This window comes from Desulfovibrio piger, assembly GCF_951793255.1.
Classification (GTDB): domain Bacteria; phylum Desulfobacterota; class Desulfovibrionia; order Desulfovibrionales; family Desulfovibrionaceae; genus Desulfovibrio.
Genome location: NZ_OX636706.1, coordinates 445,646 through 466,386, shown reverse-complemented (window position 1 = coordinate 466,386; position 20,741 = coordinate 445,646). Strand labels below are relative to the sequence as shown.

The window sequence follows — 20,741 nt, the reverse complement described above, 5'->3', positions numbered from 1 at the left end:
CGTATCAGACATTTCCATACCCGCTTAGAAGTGACGCCGAACGCCGTACCCCGCCAGACCGGACGCTGGGCACGGGCGGCGCGTTGTCGGAAACAGAGGCCGCGTAACACAAAAGATGCGCAATGGCGGAGTCGCCGTGCCGGCGCTTCTTCCGGCCCTTGCTGTCTTCCCCCTTGCCCGCGCGCTGTTCCTCCCGCTCGATCTGCGGGACGCCCTTTACCAGACGCACGGCCCGGTGGTCGTTGTACACGTCCACGTCCCGGGGCATGGAAATCTCGTCCCGCTCGAACGCGGCCTTGAACTTGGGCGTCACTTCCGCGTAAAAGGCCGGGTTCAGCATTTGCGCCCGTACGCCCCGGAAATGCTTTGCCGCGGCTTCCGCCAGGTAGCCGCCGTTGCCCGTGGCGTCGAATATCCCGCCCCGCAAACGCGGCAGGCGGGACAACACATAGAACACCACCAGGCGCTGGATCTCATACGGCACGTTGCGCAGTTCCAGAAGCAGCACGCAGGCAAAGCCCATGTCCTGCCGGCGCTGGGCTATCCACAGGGAAGTCAGGTCGCCCTTGCGCGCGAAGTCTTCCCCGGCGTAGGTGTCGAACTCCGGCGCAATGCCAGCAAGCAAGGGCAGCACTTCCGCCTCGCACCAGTCGCGGGCCTCGGCTTCCTGAAGATAATCCGCCAGTTCCGCCCAGGCGTCCGGCCTTTCAAAACGCAGAACCGGAGTTTCCGCCCGCTGCGCACGCTCCAGCAACGCCGCTGGGATATACGCCCCGGAACCGTGCCGGGGGATGACAAAGAGTTCCTCGTCCGCGTCTTCCCCGTAAAAGGCGATGATGTCCTCGCGCCAGGCGGCTTCCGCCTCCGGGCTCCACGTCTTGCCTTGCGTCAGGCAGATACGGCGGTACAGCCCGTCCTTCAGGGCGTTGTCGAACGTAATCTTGATAAGGCTATAGGGCTTGTTGCCCTTGCGCACTTCCTCACACAGCAGATTGAAGGGGTTGGTATCTCCGTCATGCGTGGATACGACAACCACCTTGCCGCCCCACATGAGCAAAGCAAGGGCCGCCTTCATGACCTCGTTCAGGTTGTCGTGGAAGGCCGCCTCGTCCAGGATGACCATGCCCTGGCGGCCGCGAAGGGAACGCGGCCGGGAAGTCAGGGCCATGATCTCATAACCGGAAGCGAAGACTATCCGGTAGGCCAGGATGTCGTCGGACGATCCGTCCGGCTTCGTATCCTTGAACAGGCATTCCTCCACCTCGCACGCCGCCGGCGCAAAGGACTTTGCCCACATGGCCGCCGTGTCGATGAACTCCCGCGCCATATCCAGCGAATAGCCCAGATACAGGGTATCCATGCCTCCGGCGGAGCGCGCCGATGCCGATACCAGCACGGACGCGGCCGCAATGGCCCAGGTCAGGCCGATGCGCCGGCTTTTCTCGATGACCGTCACCGGCTCGCCCATGATGACGGAAACCGCCCGCTGCTGGTAGGCAAGCAGCACGTCCGGCAACTCACGACCCCGCAGCTCTTCCGGCATGGTTTGCCGGGATCTTTCCCGGTGGCGTTCCCATTCTTTGACGGTCACGGGCGCTTTAGGCATCTTTCACCCCAAGGATACGGCTCTTGATGGCTTCCACAGTCTCGGCCGAAAGCCCGGCTTCGCGCGCGGAAGTTTCCACGGCCTTGATGGTTTCCTTTTGGACCCGCTCGCGCACCTTGGCTTCAAAATCCTGGTCAAGCCTGTTGGCCTGGGACATCTCCTTGATGGCCTTGGCCAAAAAGAAAAAGCCCTGGTTGTCTATATCCTGTGATTCCTCATCTTCGGAGGTCAGGCGTTTTTCCAGGTGATCGAAGACAAGGCGGCGCAGGACCTCCACCAGCAGGCGGCCCTGCTGGCCTTCTTCCACCGCCGGGCCTATCTCGCGCACGAGGGCTTCCGTCATTTCCCGGCTTTGGCGCAGTTTGGCGGCTATCTTGTCGATCTTCTGCTTCTGCCTGCCCAGCGCCGAACGGGATACCCCTTCAACGCCGATGCTCCGCAAATGTTCCAGAAGCTCGTCCAGCGTCAGGCGGCCTTCGGAGAGGATGCGGTTGATCTCCGCCCGAATCTCCGGCGGCAGGCGGCGCAGTGTGGATTTGCGCCCCATATCACAGCCTCGGGCCTGGACGCTTCACGCCGGGAACCACAGCGCGGCCACAGGCCACGTCAAGACCGCGCCGGGTGATCTTGACGACGAGGATACCGGACAAAGCTTCGCATTCGACCAGCCCGGCGTCCTCAAGCCAGGCGGCGTCGGCATCCACGCAATCACGGGAAACGCCATGCCCCACGGCTTCAAGGGCGCTCTGCAGCAGGCTGGTATTCATGGCATAATCAGGGTCTTCGGCAAGAAAACGCAAAAACGCGCAACGGCGATTCTCCGCCTGCAATTCGGCAAATGTCCTCATCTTCTCTCCTGATCCAGATGGTGCTGGACAAGCATGTTGATTTGTTCCTTGATGCCGCCGATGGACGTATCCATGCCGTCCATGCGGTTGCGCACGGCCTTCATGTCGCCGCGCACCTCGGCGAGCGAGAGCGCGATCCTGTGCATGGTCTCGCTGTCCGGTACGGTTTCCATGCGACGCTCCAGCGATTCCAGCCGCCCGGACATGTTTTCCTGTTCCGTGCGTACGGCCTCGTATTCTTCCTTGGTGACGAAACGGCGGGACAGATGGTAGATGCCCCAGCCGTAGAAGAGAGTGGCGATCACGCCCAGCACAGGCCACCAGCGGTCAAGCACGGTCAAAAAGTCAGTCATGGGCGTTCTCCGCATAGTCGGCCAGCGCCCGGTAGCCCGCCTCCAGCTTCCGGCAATACTGGCCATAGTCCCGAACGTGAGCCAGCACGTCTTCCGGCGTGGCTAATGCGTCCGGCCGTATCCCGGTGCCAGCGGCTCCGGCGGCGCCGGAAGCATCAGCAGCGTTGCCGGTACCGGTGCGTCCGCTTTCGGCGCCACGACCGGTACCGGTTCCGGCAAGGCCGAGGGCCTGGTTGTAGAGCCGCACCCAGTCAGCAGTAAGGCCAGCACAATCACGACGGGCGGTTTCGGCAACATGGGCAAGCCTCCTGTTTACGGACGCACGTTCCGCGTCCAGCTCTTTCGTTTTTTGGGCCACTTCCAGGGCCAGACGGTCACCTCTGGCTATGGCCGCCGCCAGGCGCTCACGGGCGCTCTTTTCGGCGGCGGCCATAGCCTCGGCCCGGGCCTGTTCCTGTCGGGCGCGATCCTTTTCCATGACGGCGATCCGCGCCTCGCATTCCTGCCGTGCATCGTCGGCGCCGCGTCCGTACCCGGCAAGAAAGGCCATGCCCGCCACAAGGGCCAGCGCCACCCATTCCGTCAGGCTGTCGGGCAACAGGGAAAGGATGCGCCACATGTGCTAGACTCCCGGCCCCCAGCCTGCCTTGATATACGCGTACTGGCGTTCGTTCAGGATCAGCCTGGGGTAGTTGCGGTTTTCACGGAAGGCGGCTTTGCCGCGTCCGGCGTTCACGTTCTCCACGGCACCGAACCAGACGCGGTCATCCAGCCCCAGGCCACGGGCCTTTTTGCGGTCACGGCCCACCCAGCCCAAACCGCCGTTGTAGGCGGACAGGGTAAAGGCCATGCGCTCGCGGTCGTCATGTCCGGGCACACGCTCCCAGAGCCAGCGATCATAGGTGACGCAGGCACGCAGGCTCCATGCCGGATTGAACGGCGCGGGTCTGCCCGTTTCCGGGGCGACCGTGGGCAGCCATTTGGCCGTCGCCGGCATGAACTGCGCCAGTCCCTGAGCCCCCACGTGGGAAACCGTGTCGTTGCGCCACCAGCTTTCCGTGTGGATCTGCGCCGCGAACACGGCCACCGGGGCATCCAGGCCCCACACGGCGCGGGCCTCGCGGACAAGCTGGTTGCGGTACTGGAGCGCCGCACGAGGGATCGTGATTTCCGCGGCATGGGTGCTTCCGGCGGCCAGGCCCATATCAACAAGGGACAGGAGGCCTACCAGCACAACCACCAGTATGATCGCCCCGATCGCGTTCAGGGTCTCGAGCCATCCCCTCAGAGTGCCGCGCATGGCTACAGCCCCAGACAAAAGGCCAGCGTCACCGCCCCCACAACGACAGCCCGGTACACCAGCGCCGCGGCGAACACGCCCGCATAGCCCTCCACGATCGGATAGTCCACGTCGGAACCGCCGTCCGCGTCGGGATCCTTGCGCCAGTCGTCCACAAGGTAGCTGGTCAGGCGGGCATACGGGCAAAAGGCCACGCTGACCACATTGCCCAGCAGCGCGGCAAGCAGCACCAGCGCCGCCTTGTACAGCACGACAGGGAGCTGCTGGGGAGAAAAGACAGCCAGCCCGGTCACAAGGCACAGGGCGGCGACCCCCAGGTACAGGAACCACCAGCGGGCGGAAAACAGTTTGTTCAGCATGAAAACACCTCCGTTTGATTTGCCGTCACGATACAACGGCCAAACGGAGGCGTCTTTGAAAGGGCTTTAGGAAATGCCCCGGACGGGATCAGGAGAACAGGCCGGAAAGGCCGGGAAGGGAAAGCTGCGCATGCGCCCGCCGGGTGCGTTCCGCCTTGATGATGGCATAGACCCGCTGCTGCGTCAGGCCGTACTTTTGCGCAAGCTCCTGCACGTTCTGCCCGGTGAACTCCCGGTACAGAAGCGCGTCCCGCCGGCGGAAACGGGACGCGAGGTTCTTCGGGATATACACACTGGAACCGCCCCAGTCTTCGGCCAGCATGTCCGCCACACGCCGCCCGAAGTCCCTGGCCTGCGCTTCATCCATAGGGGGAAGCCCGCAGCGGGCCATGCGCGCCACCTTCGCGGCCACATCGTCCAGCAGTTCCGCATATCGTTCCGCCATGTGCGCATCCTCCTTTGCGGAAAGGATACACAAAAATCACACGGCCGGGGAAAAATTGACGTATATGCAATAACGTTGACGAATTTAAAGGCCGAAACGTCGAAAATAGGGAAATAGGGGAAAGACAGGGAGGGGATAAGGTTCGGTGGCTATGGCGGACAAACTGCTACCGCGGAGGAAGCCCGGCTTCTTTGCGCAGCTGTTCAAGAGCCTCATCGTAGTGGTCCATTTGCATACGGGCAAGCGTCCAGGGCAGTCGGAAAGAAAGCAGAAAGGACAGGACGGTAAACGCCATATAGGTGCGCTCAATCCATACAAGCAGCTCGTCCATCTCCTTGCAGAGTGTCGACAAGAATATCAACGCCAAGGTCACAAGATACAGCTCAAACATCCAGAGTTGACGAGTCAGGCGTTGCCTGACGGCAGGCCTGTTCAGTTCCAGAAATTTCCAGCTTCCCCGGGCGGCCAGTTTGGAAGGATCAGCGGTCAGAGCCATGAGTCCCACAAGGAAACCGGCCAAAACGGAAAACACGGTAACAATGATGGTAACCGCTTCCTTGTTATCATGGATGAAGGGATGCCCCCATAGAAAGGCCGCGACAGACAACGATGCGGCAAACACAAAGAACAGACAGCGGGAAATATCTATTTTCATCTCATTGCTCCAAAACTCCTGTTCGTTGCAGTTCGGAAAGATATTCTTTCATGCTATTCCATACGTCTTCATACTGTACACTTTTGCCAAACTTTTTAAATTTTATTGCTTTTTTAATACAGACTTCCTCATGACTTATCTTTTCCCCACCATATGTTATTATTCTAAAACCGTCATCATCTTCCGCTATCAATTTTTCTGAAAGGGTCTGCATTCGCGCTTTGCCATTTTCCCCGCCTTTCCGTGCTCTGTTGAATTTAAAAGTGACTTCTGCCGTCACATTTTCCTGTTCGGCAATCTCCCGAAAACGGGGGTCTTTTGCAAAGAAGGCACGGAATCCGTCAAGGACATGCCCCATCAGAAAAGTCCTGACGGTCGTTCTTTCCTCATACTGGAATGTTGCCGGGGAAATATTGCACCCCAAGGAAATCTCACTGACACCTTGACGGATAAGTCGCAGTTTATCAACATTAGCCATTTTTTGAATAGAGAATTTGATCTCGTCATCGGCATTGCCTGTTTTTTCGAGGAGCGCCTTTATATACTCCTTCGCTTTCGATACCGGCAGTCCAGAAGATGAAAAGAGCATATGATTGCCCTTAACAAGGAAGAACATGTCGGAGTCCATATAATTGCCGTCAGCCGGGGGAGCCACGAGCTGCACATCCACTTCACGCACGTTTGTTTTATTCGGAACCGCTGATGACGGCTCCCCGGGAGTTACCGCAGTAACGTGGACATAATGACCTTCGCTCTTGGTTTGCCGCACATGACAACTCTTAAATTCTTGGCCTTCAGATGAAAATACCCTGTCATTGACATCAGGCAGGGCGGCATGTGCTTTGTCAAGCAAGACTTCCATATTGGCCCCTGTCGGGGCTTTAAACTCTATGCGAAAGTAATTTATGGTTTTTGACTGCGTCGGAGTTTTCTTAGCCGGCTCATCTTCAATATTGAGTATTCGTTCCATATCAGTATCCTCGGCCAGGCGTTGCTTTCAAAATTCGCATGGTTCACTCCTTTTTAAACTGAGTATTCGGTCCGTAGACGTTAATTCGCTTCCCCCGTAGCCGCACGGAATACAGGGGAAACCCCCTTTCGGGACTCCCGGAGTTGGGCGTTTTCCTTTTCGAGTTCGCGGATGCGCTGATCGCGGCGGTCGATAAGCAAATTCTTACGCTCAATTTCTAGCTTCGCATGTTCTAAAGCGATACATAATTCAGCATTTTCCCGAACCAAGCGGTTTTGTTCCCGGAAAGCCTCAAGGATTTCCTTCTGAAGCTCTCGAATGTCCGACATGTCGGACGTTTTGTTTTTATAAAAATCAATATTTTCAACTAATTGATTCTGTTTTAGGGGGATAAAAGCGTCCGACGTGTCGGACGCTTTTTTGTCCTCTTCATAATGCGGCTGCACGAGAGGGGTGACCTTTCTCTCTGGGTACATCTTCCCTGTCCCCATAATGAGCCATTCGGAACATATACCGGTGTTTTGTATTACCATTTGGAGAAAATTGGCATCAGGAGTTCGTTCTCCTTTTTCTAATCTTGAAAGGGTAACTCTGTGAATGCCATTGATTTTTGAAAATTCATCAAGAGTTTTCTCCCCCCTTAATTGTCTTATACGTTCTCCAATGGTGGACATAAAATTAACCTCTTTTCTATGTATAAACTTTTTTCGTTAGATATGTTGACATTTAGTTCCAAATGGAACATTATTCCCCCAACAAAAACACGACAAAACACGATTCCCCAAAAGCCTACTAAACGCGCTCAGGGGACACAAGGAGGAAACATGATAACTCAGGCGGAAAACGGCTTTCTGCGTTCCCTGGAAGACGTGGAACGCGAGCTCGACCGGAAGGGAATCAGCAAGGCCGACTGGGCACGGGAACACGGGATCAAGCCGGGGGTACTGTACGAAATCTTCTCCCGCCGCTCGTCCTGCAGGCGGGGCGAAGCCCACCGCGCCGCCGTACTGCTGGGCCTGAAGGAAGGCGTCATTGAAGAGCGGGTGCAACCATGAGACATGCCCCCGGCAGAAGGCTTGCCAAGTTGCTGCGGATCTTACGCCGCAAGAACATGAAGATCGCCAAACTGAAACGGGAACTAAAGGAGGGACGTATGGAACAGCCCAGAAATGAAAAGCGCAAGACTGTCATCACCCTTACGGAAGGCGGGGGCGGAAGCGTGGATGTGACTATCGATTTTTTCCCCAGCGTCGGGGATGCGGGAGCGTGCGCCGCGCTGGGCATGGTCGGGTTCCAGGCCATCGTCAACGCAAGCTGCGAAAGAGAAACGAAGGAGTAACGCTATGAGTAATGAAGCTATGGATTACGTCAAAGAACTGGTGGAACACGCATATTTTATCGGGGCCGCCGGTCTGATCGCGGCCGCCGTGCGGACGGGGCAAATCCCGGTCATGCTGGCTCCGATGTATGCGCATACGGCGAAGGTGCGGGCGCGGACCTATGTCTGCCGCCTCAAGGTAGACGAAAAGGCCCTCCGCTGCGCCAACAGCGAAAAGGCCCAAAACGAAGAAGCTAGCAGCAATCTTCAGGCCGTACCTACCACGCCGGGCAATTCCGCGCAACTCCCGCCCATCGCTGCCGACTTGGAAGGGTTGGCCGTATCCCTCGGCATTCTGGCCGGAAAGGTTCCCGCCGAGGAATGGGAGTTTTTGAAGATATTCCGCACCAATCTGCGCGCCGTCGCGGAACGCGTGGCCGCGCTGGAAAACAGTCTGGAGGCGCCCCGTGGGTAATGCCAAGCGTCAAAACCTCCTGACCCGCTGCATCAAACTGATGAACGTGCTGGCGCCGCATATCGTCTCCGGCCTGTCCGTTACCGAGCTTTCCGAAAAAACCGGCCTTCCGGCCGCAGTGGTCTGCCGGGACATGGATGAACTGGCCGCCGCAGGCTGGGCACAAAAACTGGAGACCGGGCGCTGGGCCCTGACCACCAAACCCATCGCCCTGGCCACGGCCTGCGATCTGGCCCTGAAGACCGCCCGCGAGCGTCAGGACGATTTCAAACGCAATATCAGCGCCGGAGCCTTCCGGCTGATGGAGAAGTAACGCCATGCCCGACATTTCCGAAACCGCCCCCGCCACCCTCGACGCGGAGCTTGCCGCCGTGCGTACCGAAACCGTTTCCATATCAGAAGCCGACTTTGCCGAGTCCGTCCGCATGGCGGAAGAAATCGGCAAAGTCAAAATGGCGCAGGCCATTTCCAGCGGCCTTACTCTCGGCATTATCCGCTGGTTCGCTTCCATGAAGGAGTCCGGGAGCTACAAGGGCAAGCTTCTTGCGGGGGCGGACGGCAAGACATTCCGGCCGGAAACTTTCGAACACCTATGTAAAGGGATGGGGTTTTCTAAAAGCTATGTATGCGAAAATATTCAAAATTTCGGCACCCTCGGCGAACGCTACCTTTCCGAAGCGCAGGAGCTTGGTCTGAAAGTTCGGGACATGCGCAAGGTAAGGAAGGCGCTGAAGGACGCTCCGGAAGAAACGAAACAGGAGGTCTTCGCGGCCCTGCGCGACGCGAAGGATTCCTCGGAAGACCTGAAAACCGCCCTGGACGTTGTCTGCGCCCAGCTTACCGCCGCGAAGACGGAAACGAAGAAGCTCGCGGCCCAGGCCGAAAAACTGAAGAAGACGGAAGAAGATCTGCGCGCGGATTACGACGCCCGGGGCCAGCTGCTGGAAGCGCAGACGACGAAGTACGACGAGCTGAACGAAAAATACATCCGCGCCACCAGCCCGCATCCGTCAGACCGGGAAGCGCAGAAGCTCCTGCGCAACCAGACCTCGCGTGAGGAGCTGGACAAAAAGTGCGGCGACGCGCTGCTGGCCGTGGCCCAGCTTGCGGCGCACGGCGCGGCCATGCTGGCCGATGAGGATCTGGACGAGGATACGCTTGCCTACGTCCACCAGCGCATCTCCCTGGCGGTGAAGGGCATGGCCGCCGCCATACTGGACAATGGGATCGATATCGACCTTGCCGCCGAGTTCTCGGTGGACTTCGGCGACGAAGAGGCCGGAGACGGAACGGACGATGACTAAAAGGCGGACGGCATGGCTTCCATCCTTACATCCGAACAGACCCGGCTCGTGGGCGACATTGCACGGGAACTGGACGCTGCCGACCCCTGCGCGGGAGAACGCGGCGCCATCGTGAAGCGTCTGGCCGCAACGCTCGGGGTCTCGGTCAACACCGCGTACCGGTACCTGAAGCAGTATGCGGGCTGGACGAGCGGGAAAAAGCCGCGCCGGGGCAAGGGCGAGACCCGCGTGCCGGAAAGTTTGTGCCGCAAGGTGGCCGAACTGCTTTTGTTCCCGCGCGCCAACGGCAAACAGGTCATGACGCTGAAGCTTGCCGTCCATATCGCAAAAAGCAACGGGGAAGGCATAGCCGACCCCGAAACGGGGGAGATCCTCATGCCCTCAGTTGGAACCATCAGCCGGGCCATGCGGCAATACGGCTGCCACCCGGAACAGCTCAAAAAGGGGAAGCCCACAGGGCGCATCCGCTCCCTGCATCCCAACCACACATGGCTGCTGGACGCTTCGGTGTGCATCCTCTACCGCATACGCGGCACAAAGCGCGTCGTCTTTCTGGACGAGCGTTCCTACAACGCGAAGAAACCCAAAAACCTCATTGAGATCGGCAACCGGCGCATCGTGCGCTATGTCGTTGTCGACCATACCTCCAACGCCTTTTATGTCCGGTACGAGCAGGCTGCGGGTGAAACCGCCGAGGGGGTGCTGCGTACCCTGACAGAGTTCATTTCCGACCGTGGCCACCAGGATCCGGCGCACGGACTGCCGTCCATCCTGTACACGGACCCCGGCCCGGCCAATACGGCGTCGCTGATAACGAACTTCTGCGAGCAGCTGGACATCCGGCTTATCCATCACGCGCCCGGTGCGAAGAATGCCACGGGCGCGGTGGAAGTCCACCAGGACATTGTCGAAAAGCAGTTTGAAAGCCGTCTGCGTTTCATGGACGTGCCGGACGTGGCCTTTCTGCAAAGCGAGGCGGACCGCTGGCGGCGACACTTCTGCGCAAGGGCTGAACATTCCCGACTGAAGGCAACGCGTACCATAACGCGCAACGCCGCGTGGCTGACCATCAGGGAAGACCAACTGCGCACGGTCCCGCGCGACGTGCTGGAAGCTATTGCACAATGGAAGACGGAACGCCGGAACGTGGGAACCGACTTCGTTATTTCCGTTGATACGCGCACCCACTACGGCGTTCAAAGCTACGACCTGCGGGAGCTGGCCTATCACGGTCTGAGCGCGAGGGAGTCCGTGCGTGTACTGTTGAACCCCTTCAAGGCCCCGGAGATCGTCGCCGTGATGGACATGCCGGACGGTACGGAAAAGCGGTTCAACATCGCCCCGATGGAAAAGGACCAGTACAATCAGGACTTGTCCGCCCCGGTGTTCGGCGAAGGCTTCAGGGCCATGCCGAAAACGCACACGGAAAAGGTTCTGGAAGAGATCAAGAAGCAGGCCTACGGCGTGGAATCCGCCGAGGAAGCGGAACGCCTGCACAATGCGGGCACGCGGCCTTCCTCGGTCACCAACATCATGGCCGATGTGAAGGAAGCGCCCCTGTACCTTGGCCGGACGGGCCAGCCCGTCAGAGTGGCCGCGCCCACGGCGGAGCCCATGCCCATGAGCCGGATCGCCTTCGCGGTCATGATGAAGCGGGAGCACCCGGACGTCTGGAACGATACGACGGCCGCCGACTGCATGGAATGGCTTGCCACGCGCTTCCCTGATTCCATACCGGGGCCGGATATCGAAAACGTCGTCGCCCGCATGTGCGAGAAGTTCATGCCCCGGCGGGCGGCCGTGCTGGCCTTTGCCCCCGCCGACGGCGAAAGGAGGGCGGCATGTCGATAAAAGAGCTTCTTTTGGACTGTGCCCCTTCCCACAGGAAGCTGGCGGAAGAACTGGGCATATCCCCGGCGGCGCTCAGCCAGCTTTTGAACCACGGCGCCCTTCCCAAAAAGCGCTGGCCCGAGATCCGGGCGGCCATGCTTTCCCTCGCGGTCGCCCGCGGCAAGGCGGAAAGCGACATGGAAGCGGCCCTGAAAGAACTTGAACAACAACCGGTCTCCGCCCCGGAAGAAACGGCGGAACAGGAGGAAGATCCCGTGATCCTTCGCAAACAGACTTTGACCATGCAGGCCCGGCAGATGTTCGGGCTGGTACGCAACCCCTTTGCCGACCCGGAAACGTCTTCGGAAATCTATCTGAACGGCGAAAGCAGGACTATCCGCCAGGTGCTTTACGAGCAGGCGCGAACCGGCGGCTTCATGGCGCTTATCGGGGAATCCGGTTCCGGCAAGACCACACTGAAGGAAGAGCTGATTACCAGAGCGCAGGAAGATCAATTGCCCATCATTTTCATAGAGCCGTACACCCTCGCCATGTCGGAAAGCGACCGCATGGGCAAGCCTCTTGTGGCCGCTCACATTGAAGACGCCATCCTCAGCACGGTGGCGCCGGGCGAACGCATTCCCGTCCGGCCGGAATTGCGCCGCCGCCGGATGCACGAAATCCTGAAGGCCAGCAGCATGGCCGGGATGCGGCATTGCCTGATCATCGAGGAGGCGCACGATTTGCACCGCCAGACGCTCAAGAGCCTGAAGCGGTTCCACGAACTCAAGAACGGTATGACCCGCCTCCTGTCCATTATCCTGCTCGGACAGACCGAACTTGAAAAGAAGTTCAGCGTTACGGACACGTCGACCCGTGAAGTCGTGCAGCGTTGCGAAGTCTACCACCTGCCCGCAATCAGCGACCCCGGCGATTTTCTCCGCTACCGCTTTGAGCACGCGGGCCTGAACTTCAAGGCAATTTTTACCCCCGACGCGGTGGACGCCATACGGGAAAGTCTCACCGTTTCGCCGGACAGCCGGGGCGACGGCATCTATATGGGCTACCCGCTCATGATCGCGAACCTCGCCACGGCCGCGCTGAACCTCGCGGCCAGCGTGGGGGAAAAGCAGGTCACGGCGGATGTGGTGCGCATGGTGCGACAATAGGAGGGGGGGGCATGGAAAAACATTTCTACATCGGTGATGGCCCTCAGGCCGAGTCTCTTATCGCTGAGGCTCTCGCAAGGGAAAACGTCGCGCGTGAGGCCCGCAAGGCGCTTATTGCGGAATATGAGACGGACGGCCTGATCCTGAGCGTATGGAACGACGGGAAAGTCACGGGGCTTGCCTTTGAAAAGCCGGCGAGCCGCCCGTACCTGAAAGGGGAAACGCGGCTCTCGAACGGAGAAGGCTACGGCTATTATCCGAAGCTCAGTACAAAGGAAGGGAAGCGTCTTGCCCAAAAGCTCGAAGCCGAAGAACTGACCTTCAGTATGTCAAAGTTCATACTTGACAAGCTCAACCTTCACCGGATGGTCGCCGGGACGAGCCAAAGTTCCCGAACCGGGAGTGCGCTTTATTACTCCGTCGCGGGCATTGTTTCCGGGAAAATCCTTGTTTCCATTCCGGGCAGCAAAGAAAGCGAACATGGACGGGAGCCGTTCCCGGAGGTTCCGGCATGGCTTCGGGAAGTGAAAGAAAGCGAATGGCTTGCGGCCCAGGGGAGGTAACATAACATGACGGACAAGGAATTTGTGGATCTGGTGCGCAGGATGCGGGCGGTGCAACGCGTTTATTTCCAGTATCGCGCGCCGTCCGATCTGAACCGGGCGAGAGCCCTTGAACGCAAGGTCGACAGCGAGCTGGAACGCCGGGCCGCCGAGGAAGCGCCGCAACAGGCAACGTTCTTTTGAGGGAACAGTCATGCGGAGTTCCATCACAATCAGGATAAAGAACGGCAGGGTGACGGGTGCCACCTTGAGCGGCAAGGCGGCAAACAATTTCTTCAAAGCACTTCAAAAAGCCCGGGAGGAAGAAAATGGCAAAGCGAGTGAAACCGATCCTGAACATCCCCACGGTCCACGACCTGAACGAAGCGGACGCCTTTCTGGCAAAGATCAAGGCGCGTGAGCGTGAGCTTGCCCTGCTCGGGATCCAGCTGAAGGAAGACATTGACGCCCTGAAACTGAAATGCGCCGAAGCCGCAGCGCCCATCCAGGAAGAACTTGATATTCTGCACCAGGCGCTTGTCAGGTTCGGCGAAGCGAACAAGGAAGCGCTCTTCAGCAAAAAGCGCTCCCTCACGCTGAACTTTGGTGTCATCGGATTCCGGTTGACGCCGCCCGTGCCCAAGCCGTTGAAGAAAATCACCTGGGAACAGGTGCTCGGCATCCTGAAAAATTCCGACGATCAGGATCTTGTCGCCTGTGTCCGCATCAAGCAGGAAGTCGACAAAATGGCCTTGCGGGAACTGCCGCCGGAAAAGCTCGCCCAGGCGGGGTGCCGCCTGGAACAGGCCGACGAGTTCTTTTGCGATACCCGCGACGAAGCTCTTGCGAGGACGGAAGGAGGTGCCCAATGAGCACGACCACCAGTGGACTTATCAAGACCATACAGACCGGTCGCCGCAAGCTGGGCATGGACGACGAAACCTACCGGGCCCTGTTGGCGGACGTCAGCGGCGGCAAGACGTCAAGCAAGGACCTGAACGCCTACCAGCTGAAGGAGGTCCTCCGGCGGATGCGTGAAGCCGGATTCCGCAGTGCGACCGATCCCCAGCTTCGGAAGATCAAAAGTCTCTGGCTCAGCATGTATGACGAAGGCGTGGTCAGAAGCAAAAGCGACCAGGCCATTGCCGCGTATGTTCGGCGGATCACGAAAAAGGCCGTCAGTGCCTGCGGCGTAAAAGATCTTCAGCGTGTCATCGAAACGCTGAAACAATGGATTGACCGTGTGGAAGATGCCGCGGCCCGGGAGCGCCTGCTTCAGTTCTTTGCCTCCCTGCCGGTTTCCTCCCCCGTCCTTCAATAACTTGTAGTCTACGGAGTCACATCATGGACAAGAGCGAATTTATCAAGCAAGCCCTGAAAACCGTCCGGGAAAAACATTCCCGCAATCTCAACGCCACCGATATGGAAAAGGCGCTGCAATCGTTTTCTTCCGTGGCCGCCGCGGAACTGCTTGCCGGCGGGGAAGTGCCCCTGCCCGACCTGGGCAAGCTGAAGGTAAGGACCACCAACGCCCGCACCGGGCGCAATCCCAGGACGGGGGAAGCAATCGATATTCCCGCAGGCCGGAAGGTCGTTTTCACGCCCGGCAAGAACTTCAAGGAGGCCTTTCATGGATAAAGATACCATAGATGAGACCGCCCTGGTTATGCTGGTTGAAAACAACTGGCAGGAGTTCGTCGAATATTCGGGCGGCGAAGAATCAGCTGAAATGACCTTGCGGACACTGAAGGATGCCGCAGGTATGGTGTAGAACGAGAGAAACAGGGCCGCCTCAGAAAATGGGGCGGCCCCTATTGGTCGACAGGACCAGGGAGACAGCAGCATGAGCATTGATGAATTTATGCAAACAAAACTTTTCGGCCTTCTTTTTTCGCTGTTCTGCTTCGTTGTTTATGGCTCCCTTCTGTACCAGCTCGGCGGGCATATTGCCTACAAGCGCGGCTGGAAGGACGGGAGAGCGGACAACCCGAAACCGGAAGTCGTCGTTATCACGGAATATGTCTATGACAATAAGCGTATTGCCCGCTTCGATCCCCGTGTGCCTGATGTTTTTCTGCTCATCGATATGGAAGAAAGTACCATCGCCCGCATTCCGTACAATGTGCGTCTTGAAAAGCAGCTCCTTGCCAAGCCCGATACCAATACAAAAGCAAGCCGGGAAGAATAACATCCGGTGCATGCGAAACGGCCTTACGGGGCCGTCGTCGGGGCGTGGCGGCTCCGGCCTGATGAGCAGCGAAGAAAATAAAAAAGGGGGGGCAAGGCCCCCCTTTTCCTACTGCATATTCGTCAACAAAATTACAAAGTTTCTCAACATCGCAAAATCTAAATCCCAAGTTATCGCGTTTTAGCCCAGTAAGTTATCATGACGTTCCTCAGTTTCACGATTCTCACATTTCAAGGCAAAGAGGGGGAGTGCCTTCGGGCGGCTCCCCTTTTTCACACGCCGGGCAAGGGAGCCTTGGCGGCCCCTCCCGGTCCGCCGGGATGTCCCGGTTCTAACGGCGGGCCCGTGCCCGCAAGGAGGCGTGCCATGCGCGCTGTAGTCATCAAAGACATGTTTTGCCGCGGCAGCATCCTGTGCTGTGCGCTGCTTTTATGCTGCCTGTGCCTTTGGCCTGCCGGGGCCCGCGCCCTTTCGTCCGATGCGGCCCGGGCCTGCGTGGTGGAGGCGGGCGGGGCCGTGGACAATGCGGATGCTGCCTGCTTCGAGCAGCTCGTGGATATGGATGCCATCCTCAATGAGGCCGTGGACCTGTTCATGAAGGAGGCCGCCAAGCCGGAGAACTCTTCCCTGCTGCCGCCCATGCTGGCCCTGATGTTCTCCGGGGCCGCCATGGCCGAGGACAACGGCCTGGGCGTGCGCAAGCTGCTGGTCTCCGAAGCCCGGGCCTTCGTGCACAATGGCATCGCTTCCGGTGCCTTTGCCGGGAAGAGCGTGCAGGACTACCGGGCGGAAGGCTGGGTGGCGCCCCTGTTCGAGTCCGTGTCCATGGGCCGCAAGGAGATCCGCAATGTGGGCACGCCCGTGCGCCAGGGCAAGGACTGGATCGTGCCCTTCGTGCTGCGTGACCACGGCAATGGCAACAGCTATGCCGTGCGTGCGCGGGTGAGCGATGCCGGGGGCAGCCCGCGCGTGGTGGCCGTGGAGAACCTGCGTCAGTTGTTCGTCATCCTGGGCAAGGAGGCCCAGGCGCTGGAAAGCTAGGCGCTTCGGACGGCGTCGGTCCCGGTCTGTAAGGCATCTGCGTCCGCGGGAGGCAAGCGGGACAGAGCCCGCCCTGCGGCGCAGGGCAAGCCCGTGCTCCATCCCGGACGGCCCGCCGGGGACTGGCCTCCCTCCCTTTTTTAAAGGCAAAATAGAAAACCACCCGTTTTACCGGGTGGTTTTCTGCGTTTTGGCGGGAAAACGCACTGGCAAGCCTCCCTTCCGGCAGGCAGGCGGGGCGGCGGGGGATCAGTGCTTCCGCTGTTCCCTGCGGTCCCAAAGGGCCAGACGCAGGCGGTCGAGGACCATGAAGCCGCCGCTGCACAGCACCATGAAGGCCGCCGCCATGAAGACGCCCCGGTAGCCGAAACCGGCATGGATCACGGCGCCGCCCAGCAGGGGGCCCAGCATGCCGCTGGCATCGAAGGTGAGCATCATCACGTTGGAGTTGATGGAGCGCGTGGCGTCCGTGGAGCGGTCGTAGATGGTGGCCGCCAGCAAAGGATAGAGCAGGCCCAGGCCGATGCCGTACAGGATGGTCAGGGGCAGGAAGGCCCAGAGGGGGCCCCAGGCCAGACCGGTCATGCTGATGGCCAGGGCCACGGCGCAGAGGGGCACGATACGGTAGCGGGGCAGGGTATCCAGCACATGGCCGCCGAACAGACGCACCAGGATGATGGTGGTGGTGTAGCCCATGAAGAACATGGCCGGGGTGGCGCCGGTGGTCACGCACAGGCCCTTCATGAAGTAGATGGCCAGGGCCGTCATGATGCTGAAGGAAAGGCAGGCCAGATAGATGCAGCCCAGGCCGGAGTGGGTCATGGAATAGAGGATGGCGCGCGGCGTCATCTGGTTCTTGGCCGTATCGGCGGAGATCTCGGGCTTGCGCAGCTTGGGGGCCAGGGGCACGAGCATGCACAGGGCGGGGATGGCCAGCACGGCCATGAGGGCGAACAAACGGGGCTCACCGCCCAGCAGGGGCAGGATCTGTTCGCCCACGGCCGGGATGATGGAATAGGGCAGCAGGGTGGTCAGGGAGAAGATGGCGAAGCCCCGGGCGCTCTGGCCCTTGGGGATGCAGCTGACCAGCACGGCCACCACACAGCTGGAGTAGACCGCCAGCGAGATGCCCTGGGCGATGCGCAGGCCCAGGATCAGCCAGATGCTGTCGGGCCCGTGGATGAAGGGATAGGCCAGCATGATGCAGCTGGAAAGGCAGATGGTGACCAGCAGGGCAGGCAGCTTGCTGCGCGAGAGCAGCACGATGCTGGCCAGGGGCCGCCAGAGCAGGACCATGGCGAACAGGGCCGAGAGCAGGATGCCGCGCCAGTTGGGGCTGACCTGCAAGCCTTCCAGCCATTGTTCGAAACAGTAGAAGACGGCCATATAGCTGTTGTTGCACATGGCCATGCAGAAAAGCAGGATGAAGTCGCGACTGAAGAGGGTCTGTTTTTTTTCGTTTTCGGGCAGCGTAGGGAGCATGGGAGACCGCCTTGCTGAAAAGGGAGAGGGAGACGAGACAATCTAAGGCTATTTGGTTGCGTCCGCAACCCGATCAGCACAAAAAAGTGGCTACTCTGCCGAAAGAGAGGAACAGGAAAGCCCCTCCGCAGGGGAGGGGCTTCCGTGACAGGATACGATCCTCCGCCGGGGATCAGTGATATTCGCCGTTGAGGAATTTCATGGCATAGCCGTGCACGGCCGCATCGGAAGTCATGAGCATGTCCATCTGGCGGGTCATGATGAGCAGGCGGCCCAGCTGGTCCAGGCGCGAGAGGACATCCAGCCGGGGGTACTTCTGGTAGCGGGCGCGGATACGGTCGCCTACTATTTCTACAGTAAAGCCCAGCTCCGTCAGGATGACCCCGATGCAGCGCACGCGCCGTTCGCGCTGCACGCTGCCGGCCGCACCACCGGCGAATTCGAAGCGGATGTAGTTCTTGCTCAGGGTCTCGCCGCACCAGCTGTCCAGGATGGCGTAGTGGTAGCCCACGCGCGAGGAGAAGTTCACATAACGGTCCGAGACGATGGCGTAGCTGCGGTCGCCGAAACGCTGGCCGCCCTGCTGGTTGCCGCCGCTCATGTTCTGGTTCATGACGGACAGGAAGCCGCGCATGTTGATGGGGCGGGGCCCACGGGCCTGGACGGCAGGATTGAGCATGCCGGACAGCACTTCCGCGAAGGGCTCGCTGATGACGTCCTCGGGCGTGACGCGGCGGGACTCGGGATTCTTGAGGCCGCCGCCGAGGTCGATGACGTACAGGTCCAGCGGCACCGGACAGACCAGCTGGCTGGCCGCGCCCATGCTGCCCTCGGTGACGCTGTCGGAGATGAGGAACATCTCGCTGTAGCTTTTTTCATGGGCATAACGCATGACGTCGTGCAGCGAGGTGCAGTTGGCCGGGCTGAAGAGCTCCGAATGCGGGTCCACCAGATGCAGGGGCATGATGTAGCTGGCGATGCGGCGCAGCAGGATCAGGGCCGGGGTATCCGCGGCGGGACGGCGGGGTTGCAGGCGCAGGGCCAGCAGCTCGGGGATCTCGCCCTTGAACACGCGCCCGCCGATGGCATCCACGGTGACGACCTCGCCTTCTTCCAGCAAACTGGTGGCACCGGGCAGGTTGATGACCGTGGGCATGCCGAATTCACGGCAGACAGACGCCATGTGACCGGTAAGGCTGCCCGTCTCGGCGATGATGGCCGAGGCCCGCTGCATGGTCACCATGGCATCGGGCGAGGTGTGCTGCAGGAGCATGACCGCGCCTTCGGGGAAGTGGGTGAGGTCCTGCGAAGGATGCACATGGATGACGGGGCCGCAGCCCACGCCCTTGGCCGCCACTTCGCCGCCGCTGAGCAGGGGGCGCAGGTGCGAGAGCGCCGGGGCCGTCACTTCGCTGACCGAGGCGTCCAGACCCATGGGCCGGGTCTGGAGCAGGATGATCTGGTCGTCTTCGTCCACGGCCCATTCCACGTCCTGCGGATACTGGTAATGGCGTTCCAGCTCCAGCGCCATGGAGGCCAGCTGCTGCGCCTGCTCATGCGACAGGCTGGGCACGTTGCGCAGGCTTTCGGGCACGTCCTCTTCCTTGCTCTCCACGCCGTGGCGTCCGGGAGCCAGCACGAGGCGGACCTCCTTGTGGGCGATGGTCTCCTGCTGGATGCGCAGGTTGGCGCGCGAGACCAGCCAGTTGTCCGGGGTGGCCGTGCCGTCCACCACCATCTCGCCCAGGCCCCAGGTGCCCTGGATCATGACGCAGTTGGAGCGCAGGTCCACGGGATGCCGGGAGAAGGCCACGCCGGCCGCCTTGGCCTGCACCATCTTGAGACAGCACATGCCCATGCTGGTGGCGTCCAGCGGATAGCCGTTGCGGGCGCGGTAGGCCAGGGCACGGGGCGAGAACAGACTGGCCAGCACACGCTTGAAGGCCGTGGGCAGGCTCTCGCGCGTGGCGCCGAGGATGCTCAGGTACTGGCCGGCAAAGGACTGCACCCCGTCCTCGTCCACGGCACTGGAGCGCAGGGCGGCCTGTACCTGGCTGTCTTTGCCGAAAGCCTCGTCCCAGCCGTCGAGCAGGGCTTTTTCCACTTCTTCGGGCAGAGGGGCTTCCAGGATCAGGTTCTGCACGGTACGGGCAGCGTCCTGCAGGCTGTGGGGCACGTCGGCGTCCACCTTGCACAGGGTGGAATGGATCTTCTTGAACAGGCCGCTGGGGCGCAGCAGGGCCAGGCTGCTGGCCTGGATGGTGACCGCGAAGCCGGGAGGCACGGGCATGTCCAGCATGTTGCTCAGTTCGCCCAGGTTGGCGTTCTTGCCGCCCACGCTGTAGCCCATGCTGGCGTCCACTTCCGTCAGGGGCAGGATGAGCGCATTGACGTCGCCGCGGGTATGCTTCTCCAGCTCGTTCTCGATGTGCCGCCCGATGGCAGCCACGCTTTTTTCCAGATCCTTGTAGCGGTTGCGCGACATGTCGTTGAGGCAGGCCGCCATGCGTTCGCAGTGGAAGACCGCCTTGCGGGCGATGCGCCGTACCTGATGGGTCTCCAGATGCTTGTCGCCGCGCTGGGCCGCGTCCAGCTTGGCCAGGATGGCGGCCAGGTCCGCATTGGACTGGAGCAGCTCGTTGAAGGAGGCGTAGCGACGGCCAAAAGCGGTCATGGCCTGCTCGCGGCTGATGCGCGGCTCCAGGCCAAACAGGCGTTTGAGAGTCTTGATGGTCGTGGTCATGGAACTTCCTTTTGCTTCCCCCGGCAGGGCATGGAAGGCAGACGGCGCAGGTACGCCCGGCCTGTTCCCGGAGGCGTGCCGCCCGGGGCAGACCGTCCGGCATCCGGCAGGCG

The 20,741-nt window shown here is 60.3% G+C and carries 28 protein-coding genes and 1 other RNA gene; 16 read left to right on the top strand and 13 right to left on the bottom strand.

All coding sequences use genetic code 11. The features are described 5' to 3' along the window. Positions 1-4: 4 nt before the first annotated feature. The 11 genes from Q4I12_RS02315 to Q4I12_RS02265 form a co-directional block, all read right to left on the bottom strand. The gene (locus Q4I12_RS02315; protein ID WP_302260376.1) at positions 5-1,606 is read right to left on the bottom strand and encodes a hypothetical protein; all 1,602 of its coding nucleotides are present in this window, start codon (positions 1,604-1,606) and stop codon (positions 5-7) included. Beyond that, positions 1,599-2,153 (bottom strand): DUF3486 family protein, encoded by a 555-nt coding sequence (locus tag Q4I12_RS02310; RefSeq protein ID WP_302260374.1) that lies wholly within the window; start codon positions 2,151-2,153, stop codon positions 1,599-1,601. Before Q4I12_RS02310 ends, Q4I12_RS02315 begins: the two co-directional genes overlap by 8 nt. Position 2,154: 1 nt before the next feature. Then, the gene (locus tag Q4I12_RS02305; RefSeq protein ID WP_302260372.1) at positions 2,155-2,454 is read right to left on the bottom strand and encodes a VpaChn25_0724 family phage protein; all 300 of its coding nucleotides are present in this window, start codon (positions 2,452-2,454) and stop codon (positions 2,155-2,157) included. Beyond that, the gene (locus Q4I12_RS02300) at positions 2,451-2,807 is read right to left on the bottom strand and encodes a DUF2730 family protein (protein WP_302260370.1); all 357 of its coding nucleotides are present in this window, start codon (positions 2,805-2,807) and stop codon (positions 2,451-2,453) included. Before Q4I12_RS02300 ends, Q4I12_RS02305 begins: the two co-directional genes overlap by 4 nt. Then, the gene (locus Q4I12_RS02295) at positions 2,800-3,426 is read right to left on the bottom strand and encodes a hypothetical protein (protein WP_302260367.1); all 627 of its coding nucleotides are present in this window, start codon (positions 3,424-3,426) and stop codon (positions 2,800-2,802) included. Before Q4I12_RS02295 ends, Q4I12_RS02300 begins: the two co-directional genes overlap by 8 nt. Positions 3,427-3,429: 3 nt before the next feature. Further along, positions 3,430-4,011 (bottom strand): transglycosylase SLT domain-containing protein, encoded by a 582-nt coding sequence (locus Q4I12_RS02290; protein ID WP_302262083.1) that lies wholly within the window; start codon positions 4,009-4,011, stop codon positions 3,430-3,432. A gap of 98 nt (positions 4,012-4,109) precedes the next feature. Beyond that, positions 4,110-4,466 (bottom strand): putative holin, encoded by a 357-nt coding sequence (locus tag Q4I12_RS02285; protein WP_302260365.1) that lies wholly within the window; start codon positions 4,464-4,466, stop codon positions 4,110-4,112. 88 nt (positions 4,467-4,554) lie between these two features. Continuing rightward, on the bottom strand, positions 4,555-4,911 hold the full coding sequence (locus Q4I12_RS02280; protein WP_302260363.1) for a Mor transcription activator family protein: 357 nt from the start codon (positions 4,909-4,911) through the stop codon (positions 4,555-4,557). A gap of 166 nt (positions 4,912-5,077) precedes the next feature. Then, the gene (locus tag Q4I12_RS02275; protein WP_302260362.1) at positions 5,078-5,566 is read right to left on the bottom strand and encodes a hypothetical protein; all 489 of its coding nucleotides are present in this window, start codon (positions 5,564-5,566) and stop codon (positions 5,078-5,080) included. 1 nt (position 5,567) lies between these two features. Then, positions 5,568-6,536 carry a hypothetical protein gene (locus tag Q4I12_RS02270; RefSeq protein ID WP_302260359.1) on the bottom strand — a complete coding sequence of 323 codons (969 nt, stop codon included), beginning with the start codon at positions 6,534-6,536 and terminating at the stop codon, positions 5,568-5,570. Between the two features lie 80 nt (positions 6,537-6,616). Continuing rightward, the gene (locus Q4I12_RS02265) at positions 6,617-7,210 is read right to left on the bottom strand and encodes a helix-turn-helix domain-containing protein (protein ID WP_302260357.1); all 594 of its coding nucleotides are present in this window, start codon (positions 7,208-7,210) and stop codon (positions 6,617-6,619) included. 150 nt (positions 7,211-7,360) lie between these two features. Between Q4I12_RS02265 and Q4I12_RS02260 the strand changes: the two genes are divergently transcribed. From Q4I12_RS02260 to Q4I12_RS02185, 16 genes are all read left to right on the top strand, one after another. Continuing rightward, entirely contained in the window at positions 7,361-7,591 is a 231-nt protein-coding gene (locus Q4I12_RS02260) for a helix-turn-helix domain-containing protein (RefSeq protein ID WP_302260356.1), read from the top strand. A 98-nt stretch (positions 7,592-7,689) separates the two neighbouring features. Then, positions 7,690-7,875: a hypothetical protein gene (locus Q4I12_RS02255; RefSeq protein WP_302260354.1), complete on the top strand. Its 186-nt coding sequence runs from the start codon at positions 7,690-7,692 to the stop codon at positions 7,873-7,875. A 4-nt stretch (positions 7,876-7,879) separates the two neighbouring features. Then, the gene (locus Q4I12_RS02250) at positions 7,880-8,329 is read left to right on the top strand and encodes a hypothetical protein (RefSeq protein WP_302260353.1); all 450 of its coding nucleotides are present in this window, start codon (positions 7,880-7,882) and stop codon (positions 8,327-8,329) included. Further along, positions 8,322-8,642 (top strand): helix-turn-helix domain-containing protein, encoded by a 321-nt coding sequence (locus Q4I12_RS02245; protein ID WP_302260351.1) that lies wholly within the window; start codon positions 8,322-8,324, stop codon positions 8,640-8,642. Before Q4I12_RS02250 ends, Q4I12_RS02245 begins: the two co-directional genes overlap by 8 nt. Before the next feature lie 4 nt (positions 8,643-8,646). Continuing rightward, entirely contained in the window at positions 8,647-9,633 is a 987-nt protein-coding gene (locus Q4I12_RS02240) for a hypothetical protein (protein WP_302260349.1), read from the top strand. Positions 9,634-9,645: 12 nt separating this feature from the next. Continuing rightward, the gene (locus tag Q4I12_RS02235) at positions 9,646-11,484 is read left to right on the top strand and encodes a hypothetical protein (RefSeq protein ID WP_302260347.1); all 1,839 of its coding nucleotides are present in this window, start codon (positions 9,646-9,648) and stop codon (positions 11,482-11,484) included. Further along, positions 11,475-12,632, top strand: a complete 1,158-nt coding sequence (locus tag Q4I12_RS02230; RefSeq protein ID WP_302260346.1) for an AAA family ATPase — start codon at positions 11,475-11,477, stop codon at positions 12,630-12,632. The genes Q4I12_RS02235 and Q4I12_RS02230 overlap by 10 nt, the downstream gene beginning before the upstream one ends. Positions 12,633-12,643: 11 nt before the next feature. Continuing rightward, entirely contained in the window at positions 12,644-13,195 is a 552-nt protein-coding gene (locus Q4I12_RS02225; protein WP_302260344.1) for a DUF5420 family protein, read from the top strand. 6 nt (positions 13,196-13,201) lie between these two features. Further along, positions 13,202-13,378 carry a hypothetical protein gene (locus tag Q4I12_RS02220; protein WP_278901183.1) on the top strand — a complete coding sequence of 59 codons (177 nt, stop codon included), beginning with the start codon at positions 13,202-13,204 and terminating at the stop codon, positions 13,376-13,378. A gap of 125 nt (positions 13,379-13,503) precedes the next feature. Further along, the gene (locus Q4I12_RS02215; RefSeq protein WP_302260342.1) at positions 13,504-14,046 is read left to right on the top strand and encodes a host-nuclease inhibitor Gam family protein; all 543 of its coding nucleotides are present in this window, start codon (positions 13,504-13,506) and stop codon (positions 14,044-14,046) included. After that, positions 14,043-14,495 (top strand): regulatory protein GemA, encoded by a 453-nt coding sequence (locus tag Q4I12_RS02210; protein ID WP_302260341.1) that lies wholly within the window; start codon positions 14,043-14,045, stop codon positions 14,493-14,495. The genes Q4I12_RS02215 and Q4I12_RS02210 overlap by 4 nt, the downstream gene beginning before the upstream one ends. 23 nt (positions 14,496-14,518) lie before the next feature. Further along, the gene (locus Q4I12_RS02205; RefSeq protein ID WP_302260340.1) at positions 14,519-14,812 is read left to right on the top strand and encodes an HU family DNA-binding protein; all 294 of its coding nucleotides are present in this window, start codon (positions 14,519-14,521) and stop codon (positions 14,810-14,812) included. After that, entirely contained in the window at positions 14,805-14,945 is a 141-nt protein-coding gene (locus tag Q4I12_RS02200; RefSeq protein WP_302260339.1) for a hypothetical protein, read from the top strand. The genes Q4I12_RS02205 and Q4I12_RS02200 overlap by 8 nt, the downstream gene beginning before the upstream one ends. A gap of 72 nt (positions 14,946-15,017) precedes the next feature. Continuing rightward, a complete protein-coding gene (locus Q4I12_RS02195) occupies positions 15,018-15,362 on the top strand; it encodes a hypothetical protein (protein WP_302260337.1) in 345 nt (114 codons plus the stop codon). Positions 15,363-15,372: 10 nt separating this feature from the next. Continuing rightward, an RNA gene (locus tag Q4I12_RS02190) (hammerhead ribozyme type II) lies at positions 15,373-15,437 on the top strand. A gap of 291 nt (positions 15,438-15,728) precedes the next feature. Beyond that, positions 15,729-16,403 carry a hypothetical protein gene (locus Q4I12_RS02185; RefSeq protein WP_302260336.1) on the top strand — a complete coding sequence of 225 codons (675 nt, stop codon included), beginning with the start codon at positions 15,729-15,731 and terminating at the stop codon, positions 16,401-16,403. A 249-nt stretch (positions 16,404-16,652) separates the two neighbouring features. On the opposite strand, the gene Q4I12_RS02180 is transcribed toward Q4I12_RS02185, so the two are convergent. Further along, the gene (locus Q4I12_RS02180; protein ID WP_204625349.1) at positions 16,653-17,885 is read right to left on the bottom strand and encodes an MFS transporter; all 1,233 of its coding nucleotides are present in this window, start codon (positions 17,883-17,885) and stop codon (positions 16,653-16,655) included. A gap of 172 nt (positions 17,886-18,057) precedes the next feature. Further along, the gene (locus tag Q4I12_RS02175; RefSeq protein ID WP_302260333.1) at positions 18,058-20,628 is read right to left on the bottom strand and encodes a PEP/pyruvate-binding domain-containing protein; all 2,571 of its coding nucleotides are present in this window, start codon (positions 20,626-20,628) and stop codon (positions 18,058-18,060) included. Positions 20,629-20,741 lie beyond the last annotated feature (113 nt).

What these genes read in the sequence shown, in the direction of transcription:
- Q4I12_RS02315 (WP_302260376.1), bottom strand. Translation starts at nt 1,606, where the DNA reads ATGCCTAAAGCGCCCGTGACCGTCAAAGAATGGGAACGCCACCGGGAA.
- Q4I12_RS02310 (WP_302260374.1), bottom strand. Translation starts at nt 2,153, where the DNA reads ATGGGGCGCAAATCCACACTGCGCCGCCTGCCGCCGGAGATTCGGGCG.
- Q4I12_RS02305 (WP_302260372.1), bottom strand. Translation starts at nt 2,454, where the DNA reads ATGAGGACATTTGCCGAATTGCAGGCGGAGAATCGCCGTTGCGCGTTT.
- Q4I12_RS02300 (WP_302260370.1), bottom strand. Translation starts at nt 2,807, where the DNA reads ATGACTGACTTTTTGACCGTGCTTGACCGCTGGTGGCCTGTGCTGGGC.
- Q4I12_RS02295 (WP_302260367.1), bottom strand. Translation starts at nt 3,426, where the DNA reads ATGTGGCGCATCCTTTCCCTGTTGCCCGACAGCCTGACGGAATGGGTG.
- Q4I12_RS02290 (WP_302262083.1), bottom strand. Translation starts at nt 4,011, where the DNA reads ATGGGCCTGGCCGCCGGAAGCACCCATGCCGCGGAAATCACGATCCCT.
- Q4I12_RS02285 (WP_302260365.1), bottom strand. Translation starts at nt 4,466, where the DNA reads ATGCTGAACAAACTGTTTTCCGCCCGCTGGTGGTTCCTGTACCTGGGG.
- Q4I12_RS02280 (WP_302260363.1), bottom strand. Translation starts at nt 4,911, where the DNA reads ATGGCGGAACGATATGCGGAACTGCTGGACGATGTGGCCGCGAAGGTG.
- Q4I12_RS02275 (WP_302260362.1), bottom strand. Translation starts at nt 5,566, where the DNA reads ATGAAAATAGATATTTCCCGCTGTCTGTTCTTTGTGTTTGCCGCATCG.
- Q4I12_RS02270 (WP_302260359.1), bottom strand. Translation starts at nt 6,536, where the DNA reads ATGGAACGAATACTCAATATTGAAGATGAGCCGGCTAAGAAAACTCCG.
- Q4I12_RS02265 (WP_302260357.1), bottom strand. Translation starts at nt 7,210, where the DNA reads ATGTCCACCATTGGAGAACGTATAAGACAATTAAGGGGGGAGAAAACT.
- Q4I12_RS02260 (WP_302260356.1), top strand. Translation starts at nt 7,361, where the DNA reads ATGATAACTCAGGCGGAAAACGGCTTTCTGCGTTCCCTGGAAGACGTG.
- Q4I12_RS02255 (WP_302260354.1), top strand. Translation starts at nt 7,690, where the DNA reads ATGGAACAGCCCAGAAATGAAAAGCGCAAGACTGTCATCACCCTTACG.
- Q4I12_RS02250 (WP_302260353.1), top strand. Translation starts at nt 7,880, where the DNA reads ATGAGTAATGAAGCTATGGATTACGTCAAAGAACTGGTGGAACACGCA.
- Q4I12_RS02240 (WP_302260349.1), top strand. Translation starts at nt 8,647, where the DNA reads ATGCCCGACATTTCCGAAACCGCCCCCGCCACCCTCGACGCGGAGCTT.
- Q4I12_RS02235 (WP_302260347.1), top strand. Translation starts at nt 9,646, where the DNA reads ATGGCTTCCATCCTTACATCCGAACAGACCCGGCTCGTGGGCGACATT.
- Q4I12_RS02230 (WP_302260346.1), top strand. Translation starts at nt 11,475, where the DNA reads ATGTCGATAAAAGAGCTTCTTTTGGACTGTGCCCCTTCCCACAGGAAG.
- Q4I12_RS02225 (WP_302260344.1), top strand. Translation starts at nt 12,644, where the DNA reads ATGGAAAAACATTTCTACATCGGTGATGGCCCTCAGGCCGAGTCTCTT.
- Q4I12_RS02220 (WP_278901183.1), top strand. Translation starts at nt 13,202, where the DNA reads ATGACGGACAAGGAATTTGTGGATCTGGTGCGCAGGATGCGGGCGGTG.
- Q4I12_RS02215 (WP_302260342.1), top strand. Translation starts at nt 13,504, where the DNA reads ATGGCAAAGCGAGTGAAACCGATCCTGAACATCCCCACGGTCCACGAC.
- Q4I12_RS02210 (WP_302260341.1), top strand. Translation starts at nt 14,043, where the DNA reads ATGAGCACGACCACCAGTGGACTTATCAAGACCATACAGACCGGTCGC.
- Q4I12_RS02205 (WP_302260340.1), top strand. Translation starts at nt 14,519, where the DNA reads ATGGACAAGAGCGAATTTATCAAGCAAGCCCTGAAAACCGTCCGGGAA.
- Q4I12_RS02200 (WP_302260339.1), top strand. Translation starts at nt 14,805, where the DNA reads ATGGATAAAGATACCATAGATGAGACCGCCCTGGTTATGCTGGTTGAA.
- Q4I12_RS02195 (WP_302260337.1), top strand. Translation starts at nt 15,018, where the DNA reads ATGAGCATTGATGAATTTATGCAAACAAAACTTTTCGGCCTTCTTTTT.
- Q4I12_RS02185 (WP_302260336.1), top strand. Translation starts at nt 15,729, where the DNA reads ATGCGCGCTGTAGTCATCAAAGACATGTTTTGCCGCGGCAGCATCCTG.
- Q4I12_RS02180 (WP_204625349.1), bottom strand. Translation starts at nt 17,885, where the DNA reads ATGCTCCCTACGCTGCCCGAAAACGAAAAAAAACAGACCCTCTTCAGT.
- Q4I12_RS02175 (WP_302260333.1), bottom strand. Translation starts at nt 20,628, where the DNA reads ATGACCACGACCATCAAGACTCTCAAACGCCTGTTTGGCCTGGAGCCG.